This is a genomic window from Candidatus Ornithobacterium hominis (assembly GCF_951229915.1).
GTDB classification, from domain to species: Bacteria; Bacteroidota; Bacteroidia; order Flavobacteriales; family Weeksellaceae; genus Ornithobacterium; species Ornithobacterium hominis.
Genome location: NZ_OX579588.1, coordinates 734,258 through 748,115, shown reverse-complemented (window position 1 = coordinate 748,115; position 13,858 = coordinate 734,258). Strand labels below are relative to the sequence as shown.

Genomic DNA, 13,858 nt, shown 5'->3' with positions numbered 1-13,858 from the left:
CTCTAAATAACAATCAATGAAATCAATCTTACAAAACATTCAAACCCGTATAGCACAAATACCTGAAATCAAGTATGTAGATGAAGACTGGGGACAAATAGATTATTACACACCCAATATGCCCGTACAATGGCCCTGCTGTTTGATTGACCTAAATGCTGGACAGTTCTCCAACATTTCAAAAGACATCACCAAACACCCCAGAGAAAGGCAAAACGGAATATTTTCCATTAAAATCACCGTGGCAAATATGAAACTCACCAATACAAGTTCAAAGGCTCCACAAACGCAGAAAAACAATGCGTGGCATCTCATAGATATGATAGAAAAAATACATCAGCAATTACATGGATTTTCACCCGCAGATAATTGTAGCAAACTGGTAAGAACCACATTCAGTAGAGTAATGCGAGACGATGGCGTGCAGGAATATAGTATTATTTACACCTTTGAGGCTCACAATGTTTAATTCCCCTCTTTTTTCAAAAAGATGAAGCACAAGAAGATAGAGTGTTTTATTCAAAAAGATTTGGTCCCGAAATTTTCTGTAATTCCTCTTCTACAGGCGTATTCAAGGCACGATAAAGCGTATCACGACTAATGTGAAATTTAGGAAAAATATACTCCCTATGGATTACGGTAATAGGAATAATTCGGCAATCATATTTATTAAACTCCTGCTGAATATCCTTATACCTTAGAAGCATATTTCTTTTTCTCCCAATTTTTTGTTTAGTAGCAGACATCAGCACAAAGATAAAACCCCAGCTTGTATCTCGCAAGTTGGGGTTTTTGGTGATTTGAGAATAATACAATTTTTAATCATTAAGACTATTTTTAGCGTCTTTATTATTTTTCCCAATTAGTAATGCCATAAACGTTATGAATCCAGTTATTATTAACAACATTATCCAAATATTTATCAACCCCAAGGTGTAAATAATCATAATAATGTTTATTGAAATAAGTAACAGCAAACCACTATCAGATTCCATTTTAAAGTTCCCAAGGATTAATTTTTTTGAAATACCATTAATTGATGATATTAGAAACATCCCATTTGCGACAAATAGAATTTTCATAAAAACTCCCGATATATTCTTGTCTACTATTGATAAAAAAGGTGCTATCCCTACACAAAACATTAAAATAATACAAAATAAATCTAAAACCGTGATAATATTCTTATAAAACTTTTTTTCCTCTTTTTTGATATATACGTAAGATAAATTAATATTCACTATTCTATTATTATCAATTATGAATGCATCTCCCGGAATTCCCTTTGTTTCATATCCAGTCATATTATTTTTATACCTTTTGACCCTGGATATTACCAAAGTTTCTAAACCTCCCATTGGATTCAAATAGTAATTCTCTATTCTACCTGTGTATAGCTTTGTTTTCTCATTAGTTTCAACTAATACATCTGCTTGTGTATAACCTAATACAAATTGATTCGAGTGCTTATTTTCTTTTTTTGAATCACGCATAATCAAGTCATGCCAATAATTATGTCTTTTGAAAATACCTAAATCTTTTATAAAAAATTTATTACTTAGAAAATATGTAACGATGCCTAACATGATAGACAATACATATATAGCACTCAATATAATTATATAATCAATATATATTTCTTTTAAATTATCTTCATCAGGCAACTGATTACCTGATAATGTTTCAAAAATAGATTTAAATGTCGTGTATGAAATAGAATCTAATAAATTAAGTTTTAAAGTATCTTTTATAAAGCTAAATATAAAGACCGAAAAAACTAGAATTACAATGCTAAAAAAAATAGTTAATAAAAAACGCTCAAATAAATTTCCTTTATCAAATTGTTTAAAATCATGTCTTATAAAGCGAAATTTCCGGAACAATATGCCCGGAAATAAAAATATCATGATATAAAGAATAGTGTTTAACGCTAAATGAAATTCCATTAATTTACCATTATAGTAATTTTGTTTTTATTTTTTAAAGTAACTTCAGTAGGATCTGAATTACCTTCTATTCTCAACTTTGCAACTTTTTCTTCAATCATTGCCAAATCATCGTCTTTCAGCTGATTGATAAACTCCGTGTCATATAGTGGCTTTTGGGCAAAAATACTTACAGAAGTAGTGAATAGTGAACTTATAAGAATACTGATGTTTTCAAAAAAACTTTTCATCTTAACTCCGTTAATTTTGATGCAAAAATATATCACTAAATTCTATACAACAAATATTACATGTTAAATTCATACAAATAAATACAAAACAAATTCCATTCTGTAAATTATTCAGTTGATAATTGATTAGACTTCTATCTTTACAAGGATAGGTTTCCCTAATTTACAGTTTGAGACGTTTTCTATCCTCTAATTCTCCCAAACCCTATTATTAATATACGTCTCGGGGTAGGCAAGCGCTGTGCCGTCTTTAGATTTATGCGATTTGTAAATAGTGATGTAATTTAGGCATTTGGAACGTTCAGCATCGTTGAGTTGCTCCCATAGAGCCTCGCAACGTTTTTTCTTACCGGCATAGTTGCCGTAGGTCTTCCAGAAATGTCCAAAACTCAAATCAACTGGCACTTCTTCCACCTTTATGGTTTCGCTTAGCTTTGCCAGTTCTGCAATGTGGCTGATGTGTTTGGGAATGTATTTTAACGTGAATTGATGTTGCCTTTCGTCCAAATCCGCTTCTATTTTAAACAGCGTTAAAAAACCATTTAAACCGAATTTAAACAACACCGAACCCGTGAACCGCTTGGAGGTCATTATAAAACTTTTTTCTCTCATAATTGTTTCTCAATTTGTTGGGTGAGTAGTCGGTATACGTTTATCTCAAATTCACCTGCAGCAAAACGCATTTGCTCATGCGCAATGATTGCCAAAGAATAAGCCTCATGATACTTTAAGGTCATAGAAAATTCTTTACCCTCGCCTCGTTTGCTGATCAGTTTTCTCTCTAATTTTATCATCAATTCTTGTAAAATTGAACCTATAACTTTTCCTGCTGCCGTTTGCGCTAGCTGAGTTTTGGCTTCATAGTAGTCTTCTATCACAACTCTCAGATGCTCTATCTTTATTTTCAGTTTAATTTTATTCATAATAGCATTATTTTTAAAACTCCCCTCCTTTGGTAGCGTTATTTTTAAATCTCCCCTTTTTACCCCCCCCTCCTTTGGAGGGGCCGGGGGAGGAATACTTCCACTCAAACACCTGTTGCAACGCAAAAATTACTTTGCTCAACTCCTTTGAATTCATTTGGTTTATTGGCTTCCGCACTGGGCATTTAGAGCTAATAATCCATGCTCCTAGCGTTTTCAAATCAACCAAATACGGTTTATTTTCCTGCACCCAACCAAGCTGATGGGCAAGGCTCAAAATCGTTGTGTGTTGCTTATTTTCTTTATCAAATAAGGCGTAAAAAGAATGATTTGGATTTTTGCCCGTGTTTAGAAACCGAATCGCTTCATAGGCTTGGCGCTCGGTTAAATCTTTGGTTGAGTTGATTTGCTCGCCTGTAAATTCGCTTAGAAAATTTAAACGTTCATCCCTATCGCTAAATTCTTTACTGCAGAGTGTCTGCAGCTGCTTAATTTGTTGTTTTGTGATTGTCATTTTTTAGTTTTTGGTGATTGGTTTTTGGTGATTGGTTGTTAGAAATTCCCCTCCTTGGGAGGGGTTAGGGGAGGATTTTAAAACATCATTTTCCCAACTGCAAGCCCAGCCAAAGCTCCTGAACTCGCACCAGCGGCATAAATCAGCTTATCCATAAACCCTCCGAACGCCACACGTTTCACATTATAGGTCCAAATGAAGCTTATCATAAACGAAGCTCCAGCCACGCCTAAGTATTCTTCTTTTGCTACAAAATAGGTGTTCGCACTCACAAAGAACACTTGCATAAATCCCGTTGTAAATAGTTTTAGTTTATCCATATTATAAGCTTTCATCTACTTTTTCTATCTCCATTATATTATATTTTTTTTGGATGTTAATTGAAATAATATCAGCATTAAAATTGCCTCTACACGTGAAATCTGATCAAAAATATGCATAGCTGCGACTAATAAAATTAATATCATATGTATTTGTAGTTCGGGTCTCTTCATGACTTTAATTTACTTTTTGAAGTTCTCAATAAACTAGTTAATTTTTTTCTTTCAGCTTCCATTTTTTTTTAAAAGCTTTATCCTATCCCCAGCCCTTTCCCAAGGAAAGGGAGTTGACGTGCATTTAAAAATCTCATTTTTTTTAAGGCTTAATTTTTTTTTAGTATGTTGGCGTTTCCGATGATTTCAGGAACGCCAGGTTTTTTTGTCTCGAGCACGAGGCGTTAAGCTTCGTATTTTTCGTGGACTGGGAAAAGTGCACCCACATCCGTCCCCTCTGGGAAGTCAACCGAAGTGATAGAAAGCGGCACACTCACTTTTTTGCCCTGTGCATCTGTAACGCTCGCCTCAATGTAGAATGCCGAACGCATAGGTTTATAAGATTGTCTAATGATGTTCACCGCATCTGTAAATGTTTCATCATTCCATTCTTCTGCGAGCTTAGTAAGCTCCAGGACACGGCTTGCTTTCAAATTACCCTTAGCATCTTTTTTCAGCAATTGATTTACTGCATGCACCAATTTGCCAGTCGCTTCATCTTTAGCAAGAGAGGTGATAAACTCTTTTACCTTATCAATCCCCGCCGTTACAGTATCGTCCCAATTGTCCAGCACACGAAATCCGTAGGTAATCGTATTGCCCTTGTCATCAGAAAACGTATGTGATTGCTGAGTATCTTTCACGTTGTAAGCATTATTTTTCAAATCCAGTAAAATCTTTGAATCCTTGAATATAGAAAGCTTCAATGCAGATAGCTGTTCGCTACACGCTTTGATATTTTCCATAAGGCCTGGTAAATATTCGTTTACCATTTTTTTGTAGGCATCTCTATCCTGTAGTTTGGCTTCATTTCTACGCTTCAACTCCTCTTGAAGCTCTTTTTCTGTTAAATTGCTTAAATCTTTCATATAATAATTTTTATTTATTAGTATTTAATTATTCCCTCCCTTTGGGAGGGCTAGGGTGGGATTATATTCTTTCTATCTTTCTATCTTGTGAAACACGCACTTGCACATACTTCCATTGCGTTTCTCGCATTATTTTTTTTCGCTCGATCAATTTATTTTGTAATTTCTCTGGGAGGTCTTTTGCCGCGAGTTGATTCCCCATTCTTGCAATTTGTTGGTGCAAAAAAATCCTTTCAGCGGGGGTTAAAAACTGCCTTGTATTGCTGTCGTAATTCAAAAAGTCAAGCAAATCAAATTGATTTATTCTCATCAGTTCACTAATTTTTTAAGGCTTAATTTTTTTATTTTTACAATTAATTTTGAGGGGTACATTTGCACCTTTTCATTGTCCAAAATATTGCGCGTATAGCTGCAAAATAGCTGTCTTAATAGTTCAGCTTCGCAGTATGAAAAGTAATGCGCGTTATCTTGCAAAAAGGCTTTCTCAACGTGCAAAAGCCACATGCCGTGGAAATAGTTTTGCATTAAACCGCTGGTGTGGAGTGTTTTATAACTCATGAAATTTAGGGTTGCAAGGCGTTGGCAATACGCTTGGTAATGCTTTTCACGGTAGTTGTCATACGTTGTGTATGAAATTTCTAAAATCTCGTGTAATCTTGGGGTTGTTGTTGTCATTTGAATTATGGATTATAAATTGGTTACTGTATTTCTCCGTGGTATTTAGCGGCTCCTTCATGCCAAATGGTGTAAGGCTCACCGCCACCGTTTAGTCTCCCTTGTGGAAAGGCTCTAAAGCCCTCTACAGGAATCTTTATATCTACATCATATCGTATAAACTGGGCTAGGGCTCCTTTAGGTTCTCGCCCTTGGCCGTGTGAAAGGAATACCAAACCTTTGTTTTTAGACTTCATATATTCTTTCAATTCTTTATATTCTTTTTTGGTAATTCCTGCGTATTGAATAGAGTCAACAATTAGGAACTGCGGGCTTTTATGCCTTTTCATTCTCTTTACCATTTCGTCCCACGGCTCACGGTCTAATAAGATGAATTTACCTTCAACACTTCCCATATAGTGGCGCTCCATTGCCATTTGAAAGGTATGTGACACGCCCTCCTCCATAGAGTTGTAGGCCACACGTCCAAAATTGCACAGGTATTTGGCTAATTGTACCATAAAATCAGTTTTACCGTTGGAGGAGCCGCCCCAAACAATTGCAGAAAAGGCTTCATCTGGTTGCCCCAGGCTTGCTTTCCATATACCTTCAAAATCTAAAGTATTGAAGCGCTTGTTTAAAATATTTGTTACAGAGTAGGCTCGTTTCATTAGTTATTTAATACTTATTAAATAGTGTTTAACCGTTGTTTAATTGGGCGTTTTCTAATTTTAGGGCGTGTACTTTTCTTTTTACGCGTCGCAAATCTCCTTCACATTCCGCCCATACAATTTTCATTTGCGATTTATCTTCTATGCCATTGGCAAAGCACACTTGAATTACGTCCTGTTGTGTTAATCCGTTTAATTCTATGAACTTTCTACCTATACGGCTATAAATCTCATTATATCCCTTACGGTTAAGCCTAATCCCTTTTAAAATGCGTTTCTTTAAATGGTCTGTGGCACACATTACGAGTCCGCAATCGTCTTCTAATTGGTTGTAAATTGTTATAAAGAAATAAAGCACTTGGTCGCTCACCTTATCAAACTCATCAAAAAGTAATACGGGGTTTTCTAGCCTTTTAAGTGTGTTCACAACTTCATACATCATTTCAGTTACGTCCATACCCGTATTGTCACGCCCCATTATGCGTAGTAGTTCCATCAAAAAGCCTTTGCGGTTCCAAAACTCGTTGCATTGCACCATAAAGGCGTTATCATTATTCATTTCATAATATTTCATTGCAACTGTTTTACCGCTACCAGCAGGATTTATCACCGCATAAACCTGTGAGTTGTGTTGTGCATCATCCATTAATTGCGTGAACAGCCTAAAATCAGTCGTTTCAATCACCTGCCATTTGTTTTCTGGGCTCCCAATTTTTGATGAAACGTTTCGCCACATCTCATCTGATATTTTGTCCCAATTTTGATTTAAAATTTGTGAAACTAGGGCAGAGGATATACCTATGATTTTTGCAGATTTATTTTGCCCGCCTTTTCGGTTACAGAACTTTTTAAGTTCTAATGCGATTTGTTGTTTCTGTTGTGTTGTCATATATTTGTCTTGTTTTTAGTTGCCCCGCAAGGGGCTTTTTTTGTTTTATAATCTATTGAATATACTTTCTGTTGGTTCTGCTAGTTCTGCTTCGTCGTCCCAATCTTGGTTACTCAAGGCTTTTTGATATGCTCCAATCTCACCCGCTTTTTTACGCCCTGGTTTGTTTCTTTCTATGCCTTTCAACGTTGGCCTATTCATACCTTGCTGCTCTGCGGTCATGCCCCATTCAGAGAGGATTTCCTCCATCTTATCTCTTCGCTCTACTCTTTGGTCGGCATTGGCACTTAGTACCTTTCTAATATGAGATTGCTCCCAGTCTTCTTGCATTTGCGCGGCTCTACCAACTTCTTTTTTGGTTTGTGCTACGGTTACAAATCTTAACCCTAATGGAGTGTCTTCGTATAAACGGATTTCACTCATATCCTCTGGGTCAAACTTGATGATAAATGATTTACCTACAGACTTCTCTAGCCATTCTAAATCTGGCATGCCGTTATCTTGGTACACCATGTAGTCATATTTAACTTTACTTTCTCTAAATGAAATACCAGACGCATCGGCTTTGATTGATTTAGATCTAGTTACCCAGAATAAGTCTACCATATCCCATAGCTCTACTTTTTTAGTGTCTGGGTTTTTACTTTCATAGTACATATCTATTCTTGGGCGGCCTGTTTTGTGGTGTGGTGCTGAATTCCATTCACGTCTGCGTTGTTCATATATTTTTTTAACTTCATCTAGCGTTGGTAGGTTTGCTTTATTCGCCAATATCATTTCCATATTGGCTTTAGATTCCTGCTTTTTAGCCGTAATATTTTGCCCCGTAAAAAACCAATCACGTTTTAAGAATTGGGATTGGAAACGCCCAAAAGCACTCTCTATGGTTTTAGATTTACCGTTGTAGGGCTGTGTGGCTGTTTGTATTTTGGCAATTTTGCTTAAAAAATTACCCGCTTTTAATTTTCCGTGCCCACCTTGGTTGTCATATTTAATTTGGTAGGGTCTATAGCCAGCAGTCTGTATGGCCATTTTATATGCGGCATATTGTGCCTCATAATTTTCTGCAGGGCTAATATGAAAGCCTAAAAGCACTTCACTAAAGGCGTCCATCACTTCATACACTTGGCAAGTAGCCATTTCGCCTTTTTCATTTAAATAATAAAGGTTTAGTTTAGTCCCGTCAGAGAACCATAATGAATCTCTAAAGGCTGGCATTTTGGTTTTTAATTGGTAACCAAATTTTTCTTTTGCGGCTAATTCTCCGTGCCTATGGCCGTACCATAAAGGCATAATTTCCTCGCTATATAAAAAGTTGTAAAAGGTTTTTTCTTCTCTGATTTGTTTCCAACCTTTTTGGTCTGCCACTTCGTTATACTCGCCGTGCAATTGTGCAAGGTTTGCACATTTATTTACTTGATTTGCCCAGCGTGCAAGTACCCAACGTGTACCGTCTGCCGTTAATTTATCTGCATTATTATTCAAAAAATTACCGTGTACCAATTCTACATATCCGTTTTCTTTATAGGCATTGCATCTTTGTTTTAGCCTGCGGTAATTTCTTGGCAGTTTATGTTTATAGGTATGTTCTGGCAGATTAGCTACGGCTTCTGCCATTTTTTTCCATGCTTTTAATTTACCGCCAAATTTTCTGCAGGTAACCATATTGGTAATAATGTAGTGGCAGGTATTTAAAATCATTGCCGTATGGGTGTATTCAGTTTGGGTTTCTTCTGGTAGGGCAGTGCCGTCTTCTAAAGTGTAGTCGCGATAAAACAGTTCTGCCTGGTAGTCAGGTTTTATATAATCACGAAAGATGATGTGTTTTGTTTTCTCGTAGGGGTCGTCACCCGCTATATCAACCACAGCTTCACGAAAACGCTTGGGCATGCTTTCAAAAGCAATTAATGCCTTTCTGCCATTACCACCAATGTTTAATTTTGTCATCTTACCACGTGCACAAAGTTGTTTATAATTACTCCTGCTCATTATTTTTGCCTCTTCATACAGCCAAGATGCCTGCACACACAATGTATTTTCGTAATATTCAAACATGGTTTATTCTGCGTTTATTTGGTCTTTAATTTTATCAAGCCAATGTTCTATGGCTTGGTTTAGGTTTATTTCTTTACCTTTATAGTATGTATAGTTTTCACGGGGCATTTTATTTATATTTTGATGAAAGTTTTGATGAAACTCATCAAGATTTCTTTACACTTCCTGAGGTTTATTTAAATGCGTTTGAATCTCTCTTTGAACTGTTGAACCTCCAAATAAAACCGGTTGGTTTTGAGAAATGGAAATTTGAATATCCAGAAGGTAGCTATCGTTTAATTGTGCCGGTAGAAGCTTCTTTTCAGAAATTAGATTCTTTAATATCTGTTGTACAAATTCTTCAAGGCTTTGCGAATCTTCAAAAGATTTATCCTTTAGTTTCAATTTGTAATTTTTACGTATTAGAGCCATAACATATTGATTTAGTGTTCTATTTTTTAAGTGAGCTGATCATATCATTTAAAGGAATGCTAAGTAATTTTTTACGCTCCATTGCTTTATCATACAAGGCTTTTACGATTTCTGGGTGGAACACGCGATGCCGCATTACATTTTCACATCGTGTACGACTAAATCCGTTTTCACGAGCAACCGCCACTACATCACCACGAAGTAAATTCACACGGATAAGTTCTATGAGTTCCATACGCATTTTACGATTGCCTTTCTCTAGCAATAACGGCTGATTGTTGTGTTTTTCTGTTTCCAAGGACTCCCATCGTATAATCAACCTTGCCCGTGCTCATCATTAAACTTGGTAGCGATATACAGGCACTCGGTTTTGGTAAGTTCGTATTGGGGTAATCTTCGACCTGTGCTGTCGGCGTATTCACTAAAACCAAATTTGGTTTCAGTAACTTTTTCCCATGCTTTTTCCATTTTTCTAATATCCCTTAACAAATGGTGATGGTTCTTTCCTGTAATGTCAGCAATCTCTCTGCTGGTCATCTTTTTTGAGATAGATAGTTGATTCATAACTTATTGATTTAAATTTTTATCTTTCATATTCGGTGAATTAAATTTTGTTCAAGGTTTGGTTAATCACCCTTTCAGCCTTTTTATAGTCCTCACAAATTTTGATAGACGTCTCGCTATTGCGGTCTCCACGCAAGCTGGCATAGATAAAATGAGGCGTCACCCCATATTTTTCCCTAATTCTGCGTACAATATCCCTGTTATACGCATTGTAATGTTTACTCTTTTTCGTATCTTTATCCATTGCTTTTTTTGATTAAAAATTTAATACAGCAAATATATTGCATTTTGCAATTAAAAGACAAATAAAATATAACATTTCGCAATTATTTATGGATAAGTCATTTATTTTAAACGAAATAAAATCGCATTTAAATATCAAAACAGATAGTGAATTCGCAGAATTTCTTGGAGTAAAACAACCAACCATCGCATCTTGGAGGAAACGAAATTCATTGGATTACGATTTAATTATTACAAAATGCAATGAAATTGATGCGAATTGGCTTCTCACTGGCAAAGGTTCCATGCTCAAGCAAGAGCTAAAGCTTATTGGCAATCAAAAATCAGCTGAAGCTACAATGGATATTCAGGATATTCCATTATATAATTTAGAAGCCACCGCAGGTTTAGTAGAGCTATTCAGAAGTGAAAAAGTTACTTCTGTACTTGATTCCATTCGGATTCCTGGTATACCAAAATGTGATGGAGGTCTTTCTATCACAGGAGATAGTATGTATCCATTACTCAAGTCAGGAGACATCGTTTTATACAAGGAGATTCCAGTAGAGCAGCAAAGTATTTTTTTTGGTGAAATGTATTTGCTGGGCGTTCGTGTAGATGAATGGGAAGAAATGATTACAGTAAAATACGTTCAGAAATCAGAAAAAGGAGAGGAATACGTAAAACTTGTCAGCCAAAACCAATACCACCACCCCAAAGATGTATTGTTGAGCAATATCACAGCCATGGCTATCATCAAAGCAAGTATTCGCTTCAACACCATGTTTTAAAGCCAATCAAGCTTTTTAAGTAAAAAATTAAAGGAAAATACATAAATAATTGATAATGAGCAGTTTGTTTAAATCCAAACCTATTAAAGAATTTGCATTATCCCCCCACCAATATTTATTTTCCTATGGTTTCAGCACCATTTTTAAGGCTTATCCATAAACTAAAAAGATATTTTAACCCATTAAATGTAACCCCAACTGTAACCCCAACTGTAACCCCAACTGTCCACCTAAAGTATTTTTGTATAAAATTCACCTCAAGCATTCTACTCATCAATTTCTACACAAAATAAAGCCTTGTACAAAGCTTTTTAATGTGCTTAAAGGCTTTATATATGCGGTTTTGGTGTATTTTCTGGGTACAAATACAAGTTTCAGTATCAGAGGCTAATAAATGCAGTCTGCTAATACAAGCAAAACCCAAGTAAATACAAGTTTTTGTACATTTTGTTTAAAACAAAAAAAGAGAGCAAAATACCCTCAATCCCTTTGTTTAAGCCGCTTTCATCGGCTTTTTTCTATTTCTCTTTTATGTACTTTTTGTTTTATGGCCCTTAGTTTTCACTTCAGAAAAGTTTAGTCATAAAAACTTATCATTATCTATCAAATTTATCAAGGTTTGAAAAAATCAAAAAAGCCTTTATTTCTTCAAAAAAATAAAGGCTTATAAGATTTTGTACACTTGCTATAAAAATCAGTCTGGCAAGATGGTTAAAAAGTTATTTTGCAACTCCATCACACCACCAGCTACTTCTAAATCCCAACAATTTTCTTCTGCTTTTTTGAGCTTTTTATGCTTAAATTTTGCTTCCTTTGTTGCTTTAATTCTTACCGTTCCATTCTCTAGACTGGCTACAATTGGCGCATGGTTTTCTAGCATTTGGAATTTACCTCCCTTGCCAGGAACTGTGACAGCTTCTACTTCACCCTCATAGATAATGTATTCTGGAGTAATGATTTGTAATTGAATGCTCATCTTATTCTGCTTCTGCTAACATTTTTTCTCCTGCTTCTATCGCTTCTTCAATGGTTCCTTTTAAGTTAAAGGCTGATTCAGGATATTTATCTACTTCCCCGTCCATAATCATGTTGAACCCTTTGATGGTATCTTTTATATCTACCAAAACACCTGGAATCCCTGTAAACTGTTCTGCCACGTGGAATGGCTGAGAAAGGAAACGCTGAACACGACGAGCTCTGTGAACTACCAACTTATCTTCTTCTGACAATTCTTCCATTCCCAAAATCGCAATAATGTCTTGCAAAGCTTTGTAGCGTTGTAAGATTTCTTTCACACGCTGTGCACATTCATAATGTTCTTTCCCTACCACATCTGGCGATAAAATTCTAGAAGTCGAATCTAGTGGGTCTACCGCGGGGTAAATACCCAAAGAAGCAATTTTACGAGAAAGTACCGTAGTGGCATCCAAGTGAGCAAAAGTCGTCGCTGGTGCTGGGTCTGTCAAGTCATCTGCTGGAACGTAAACGGCCTGAACAGATGTAATTGAGCCATTTTTGGTTGAAGTAATCCTCTCTTGCATCGCTCCCATTTCTGTTGCTAAAGTCGGCTGATAACCTACTGCTGAAGGCATGCGCCCTAAAAGTGCAGACACCTCTGAACCTGCCTGTGTAAATCGGAATATATTATCTACAAAGAATAAAACATCACGCCCTTGCCCTTGGCCTTCTCCGTCTCGGTAATATTCCGCTAAAGTCAAACCTGAAAGCGCCACTCGTGCACGTGCCCCTGGAGGCTCATTCATCTGCCCAAATACAAATGAAGCTTTAGAATCTTTTAATAATTCTCTATCTACGGCATCTAAATTCCACCCACCTTCTTCCATCGAATGCATAAAATCATCACCATAGCGTATAATTCCTGCTTCTAGCATTTCTCGCAATAAATCATTCCCCTCGCGTGTTCTCTCACCAACACCAGCGAAAACAGATAAACCTCCGTGCCCTTTAGCAATGTTATTAATCAACTCTTGAATTAATACAGTTTTACCTACACCCGCTCCACCAAACAATCCAATTTTACCTCCTTTGGTGTAAGGTTCAATCAAGTCGATTACTTTAATTCCAGTAAATAGAACTTCTGACGATACAGATAAATCTTCAAATTTAGGTGCTGGACGGTGAATCGGCAAACCATTTTCTTTAGAAATATTACCTAACCCATCTATCGCGTTTCCTGTTACGTTAAAAAGACGACCTCTGATGGCGTCTCCCGTTGGCATCGTAATCGGATTCCCCGTTGCTATCACCTCTTGCCCTCGCTTCAACCCGTCTGTACCGTCCATTGAAATGCAACGAACAGTGTCTTCACCAATGTGCTGTTCCACTTCTAGCACGAGTGGCAACTCCCCTTCTCTATTAATTTCTAATGAATCGTAAATTTGGGGTAAACCTTGATCGTTATCAAAAACAACATCAATTACCGGCCCGATAATCTGTGAAATTTTACCTGTATTTTGTGCCATGTTTTAATTTATATTAATGAAATATGAATATCTATATTTTTGCAAATATAAAGGATTTTTTCACGAAAAATACTTCTCTTTATCTATTTTTTTAGCTTTTAGT

Annotated in this window: 22 protein-coding genes; 3 read left to right on the top strand and 19 right to left on the bottom strand. The window is 36.2% G+C overall.

Annotated features, from left to right (window positions below):
- Positions 1-16 precede the first annotated feature (16 nt).
- Positions 17-469 carry a hypothetical protein gene (locus tag QOX03_RS03410; RefSeq protein WP_283671515.1) on the top strand — a complete coding sequence of 151 codons (453 nt, stop codon included), beginning with the start codon at positions 17-19 and terminating at the stop codon, positions 467-469.
- A 46-nt stretch (positions 470-515) separates the two neighbouring features.
- On the opposite strand, the gene QOX03_RS03405 is transcribed toward QOX03_RS03410, so the two are convergent.
- The 13 genes from QOX03_RS03405 to QOX03_RS03345 all read right to left on the bottom strand — a co-directional run bounded on the left by QOX03_RS03405 (position 516) and on the right by QOX03_RS03345 (position 9,284).
- Positions 516-815 (bottom strand): hypothetical protein, encoded by a 300-nt coding sequence (locus QOX03_RS03405; RefSeq protein ID WP_283671514.1) that lies wholly within the window; start codon positions 813-815, stop codon positions 516-518.
- A 3-nt stretch (positions 816-818) separates the two neighbouring features.
- Positions 819-1,946, bottom strand: coding sequence for a hypothetical protein (locus QOX03_RS03400; RefSeq protein WP_283671513.1), 1,128 nt, complete (start codon positions 1,944-1,946; stop codon positions 819-821).
- The gene (locus tag QOX03_RS03395; RefSeq protein ID WP_283671512.1) at positions 1,946-2,176 is read right to left on the bottom strand and encodes a hypothetical protein; all 231 of its coding nucleotides are present in this window, start codon (positions 2,174-2,176) and stop codon (positions 1,946-1,948) included. The genes QOX03_RS03400 and QOX03_RS03395 overlap by 1 nt, the downstream gene beginning before the upstream one ends.
- Positions 2,177-2,365: 189 nt before the next feature.
- A complete protein-coding gene (locus tag QOX03_RS03390) occupies positions 2,366-2,788 on the bottom strand; it encodes an LvrA C-terminal domain-related protein (protein ID WP_283671511.1) in 423 nt (140 codons plus the stop codon).
- Positions 2,785-3,099 carry a hypothetical protein gene (locus tag QOX03_RS03385; protein WP_283671510.1) on the bottom strand — a complete coding sequence of 105 codons (315 nt, stop codon included), beginning with the start codon at positions 3,097-3,099 and terminating at the stop codon, positions 2,785-2,787. The genes QOX03_RS03390 and QOX03_RS03385 overlap by 4 nt, the downstream gene beginning before the upstream one ends.
- Positions 3,100-3,112: 13 nt before the next feature.
- Positions 3,113-3,613 carry a hypothetical protein gene (locus QOX03_RS03380; protein WP_283671509.1) on the bottom strand — a complete coding sequence of 167 codons (501 nt, stop codon included), beginning with the start codon at positions 3,611-3,613 and terminating at the stop codon, positions 3,113-3,115.
- A 77-nt stretch (positions 3,614-3,690) separates the two neighbouring features.
- The gene (locus tag QOX03_RS03375; RefSeq protein ID WP_283671508.1) at positions 3,691-3,948 is read right to left on the bottom strand and encodes a hypothetical protein; all 258 of its coding nucleotides are present in this window, start codon (positions 3,946-3,948) and stop codon (positions 3,691-3,693) included.
- Between the two features lie 383 nt (positions 3,949-4,331).
- Positions 4,332-5,015, bottom strand: coding sequence for a DUF3164 family protein (locus QOX03_RS03370; RefSeq protein ID WP_283671507.1), 684 nt, complete (start codon positions 5,013-5,015; stop codon positions 4,332-4,334).
- Positions 5,016-5,076: 61 nt separating this feature from the next.
- A complete protein-coding gene (locus QOX03_RS03365; protein ID WP_283671506.1) occupies positions 5,077-5,325 on the bottom strand; it encodes a hypothetical protein in 249 nt (82 codons plus the stop codon).
- Entirely contained in the window at positions 5,325-5,690 is a 366-nt protein-coding gene (locus tag QOX03_RS03360) for a hypothetical protein (RefSeq protein ID WP_283671505.1), read from the bottom strand. Before QOX03_RS03360 ends, QOX03_RS03365 begins: the two co-directional genes overlap by 1 nt.
- Before the next feature lie 23 nt (positions 5,691-5,713).
- Complete coding sequence (locus QOX03_RS03355) at positions 5,714-6,340, bottom strand: P-loop NTPase family protein (RefSeq protein ID WP_283671504.1); 627 nt, start codon at positions 6,338-6,340, stop codon at positions 5,714-5,716.
- Positions 6,341-6,368: 28 nt separating this feature from the next.
- Entirely contained in the window at positions 6,369-7,229 is an 861-nt protein-coding gene (locus QOX03_RS03350; RefSeq protein WP_283671503.1) for an AAA family ATPase, read from the bottom strand.
- Between the two features lie 45 nt (positions 7,230-7,274).
- Positions 7,275-9,284 (bottom strand): hypothetical protein, encoded by a 2,010-nt coding sequence (locus QOX03_RS03345; RefSeq protein WP_283671502.1) that lies wholly within the window; start codon positions 9,282-9,284, stop codon positions 7,275-7,277.
- An 86-nt stretch (positions 9,285-9,370) separates the two neighbouring features.
- Here QOX03_RS03345 and QOX03_RS03340 point away from each other — a divergent pair, with 86 nt between their 5' ends.
- A complete protein-coding gene (locus tag QOX03_RS03340; protein ID WP_283671501.1) occupies positions 9,371-9,697 on the top strand; it encodes a hypothetical protein in 327 nt (108 codons plus the stop codon).
- Positions 9,698-9,714: 17 nt separating this feature from the next.
- Here QOX03_RS03340 and QOX03_RS03335 read toward each other — a convergent pair whose 3' ends face one another.
- The 3 genes from QOX03_RS03335 to QOX03_RS03325 are packed head-to-tail and all read right to left on the bottom strand — an operon-like array spanning position 9,715 to position 10,503.
- Positions 9,715-10,014, bottom strand: a complete 300-nt coding sequence (locus QOX03_RS03335) for a hypothetical protein (RefSeq protein ID WP_283671500.1) — start codon at positions 10,012-10,014, stop codon at positions 9,715-9,717.
- Positions 10,011-10,259, bottom strand: a complete 249-nt coding sequence (locus QOX03_RS03330; RefSeq protein WP_283671499.1) for a Rha family transcriptional regulator — start codon at positions 10,257-10,259, stop codon at positions 10,011-10,013. The genes QOX03_RS03335 and QOX03_RS03330 overlap by 4 nt, the downstream gene beginning before the upstream one ends.
- Before the next feature lie 40 nt (positions 10,260-10,299).
- On the bottom strand, positions 10,300-10,503 hold the full coding sequence (locus tag QOX03_RS03325; RefSeq protein WP_119057854.1) for a hypothetical protein: 204 nt from the start codon (positions 10,501-10,503) through the stop codon (positions 10,300-10,302).
- An 88-nt stretch (positions 10,504-10,591) separates the two neighbouring features.
- Between QOX03_RS03325 and QOX03_RS03320 the strand changes: the two genes are divergently transcribed.
- Entirely contained in the window at positions 10,592-11,272 is a 681-nt protein-coding gene (locus tag QOX03_RS03320; protein ID WP_283671498.1) for a LexA family transcriptional regulator, read from the top strand.
- 115 nt (positions 11,273-11,387) lie between these two features.
- Here the strand turns inward: QOX03_RS03320 and QOX03_RS03315 are convergent, their stop codons facing one another.
- The 3 genes from QOX03_RS03315 to atpD all read right to left on the bottom strand — a co-directional run bounded on the left by QOX03_RS03315 (position 11,388) and on the right by atpD (position 13,755).
- A complete protein-coding gene (locus QOX03_RS03315; protein WP_283671497.1) occupies positions 11,388-11,546 on the bottom strand; it encodes a hypothetical protein in 159 nt (52 codons plus the stop codon).
- Positions 11,547-11,966: 420 nt separating this feature from the next.
- Entirely contained in the window at positions 11,967-12,248 is a 282-nt protein-coding gene (locus QOX03_RS03310) for a hypothetical protein (protein WP_283671496.1), read from the bottom strand.
- A 1-nt stretch (position 12,249) separates the two neighbouring features.
- Positions 12,250-13,755, bottom strand: coding sequence for a F0F1 ATP synthase subunit beta (atpD, locus tag QOX03_RS03305; RefSeq protein ID WP_119058418.1), 1,506 nt, complete (start codon positions 13,753-13,755; stop codon positions 12,250-12,252).
- Positions 13,756-13,858: the final 103 nt, after the last annotated feature.